The sequence below is a fragment of the Mesorhizobium sp. M7A.F.Ca.CA.002.05.1.1 genome, assembly GCF_003998335.1.
Lineage (GTDB): Bacteria > Pseudomonadota > Alphaproteobacteria > Rhizobiales > Rhizobiaceae > Mesorhizobium.
In genome coordinates this window covers 1-1,350 of record NZ_RZQI01001225.1, presented here as the reverse complement: position 1 = coordinate 1,350, position 1,350 = coordinate 1, and the positions used below count along the sequence as shown (strand labels likewise).

Sequence of the window (1,350 nt, the reverse complement as noted above, 5' to 3'; positions counted from 1 at the left end):
TCCATGGGCTGCTCCGCTGATACCCCAATGTAATGGCTGGCAATGCGGGCGTCCATGTGACCGAACGGCAGGCGCAAATATACAGCCCGAGGCGTCACAGCAGGCGATCCGTTCAGCCGATTGTGACCGCCTCCATGGCGGTGCCGCCTTGTCCGCGGCCGTGTCCTGCCGTAGGTCACCAACAGATACCGCCAGACCTAGGAGCCCGCCTTGAAGCACCAGTTGAACATCATCATCGGCAGCACGCGGCCAGGCCGCGCCGGACCGGTTTTTGCCGAGTGGCTGGAGACGTTCGCGCGCGAGCATGGAAAATTCGAGCCGGTACTGACCGACATCGATACGTTCAAGCTTCCGGTGCTGGACGAACCGCACCATCCAAGGCTCGGCAATTACAAGAACGACCATACCAAGGCCTGGTCGAAAGCGATCGATGCCGCCGACGCCTTCGTCTTCGTGGCGCCGGAATACAATTATTTCGTGGCGCCGGCGATCGTCAACGCGGTCGATTATCTCTCGCGTGAATGGAAGTACAAGCCTGCAGCCATTTTCAGCTATGGCGGCGTCTCCGGCGGCCTGCGCGCGGCGCAAGCGCTGAAGCCGTTGCTGACATCGGTCGGCGTCATGCCGATCTCGGAAGGCGTCGCGCTGCCGATGTACCAGAAACTGCTCGATGAGAACGGCGCTTTCAACGCCAGCGAACAGGTGCAGGGCGGAGCCAAAACCATGCTCGACGAGCTGTTGCGCTGGAGCGAGGCGCTGAAGCCGCTGCGGGGCGCTTGAAAGTGGCGGCTTTTCACCAAAAGCCTTGCTTGCTCATGCGATAAAGAGGTGGAATGTTCGCGCAAATGGACAAGCCGGGGGGCGGTTCGACTTGCGCTTGCTTTTTGCCTTGCTGCTGATGCTCATGAGCACCGCCGCCGCGGTGGCTGAGCGACGCGTGGCTTTGATCATAGCCGAGGACGGCTACCGCCTGGTTCGGCCGCTCGCCAATCCGGTCCATGACGGCGAGGCGATGGCAGCGGCGCTGAAGAAGCTCGGCTTCGAGGTCATCCTCGAAACCAATCGCGACCTGCGGCGAATGCGCCGCGCGCTCGACGATTTTCGCCTGGATGCCAAAGGCGCCGACGTGGCGCTGGTCTACTTCTCCGGCCACGGCGTGGAAATCTCGGGCGACAACCGGCTGCTCCCGATCGATGCCGACGCCTCCTCGCTCGATGCGCTGGAGAAGACCAGCCTGCCGCTGGAAGAGGTGCGCGACAGCGTGGCCGCCACGGCCAAGGTCGGCCTGATCATGCTCGACGCCTGCCGCAGCGATCCCTTCTCGGGCAGCAGCGGTGAAGCGCGCGGCGC

The 1,350-nt window shown here is 63.3% G+C and carries 2 protein-coding genes; both read left to right on the top strand.

The genetic code is table 11. From position 1 onward, the window contains the following. Positions 1-210 precede the first annotated feature (210 nt). On the top strand, positions 211-780 hold the full coding sequence (locus tag EN939_RS34345; protein ID WP_127271840.1) for an NADPH-dependent FMN reductase: 570 nt from the start codon (positions 211-213) through the stop codon (positions 778-780). Positions 781-904: 124 nt separating this feature from the next. Then, positions 905-1,350 (top strand): caspase family protein (locus tag EN939_RS34340; protein WP_245473280.1); only part of this gene is annotated, 446 nt, incomplete at its 3' end.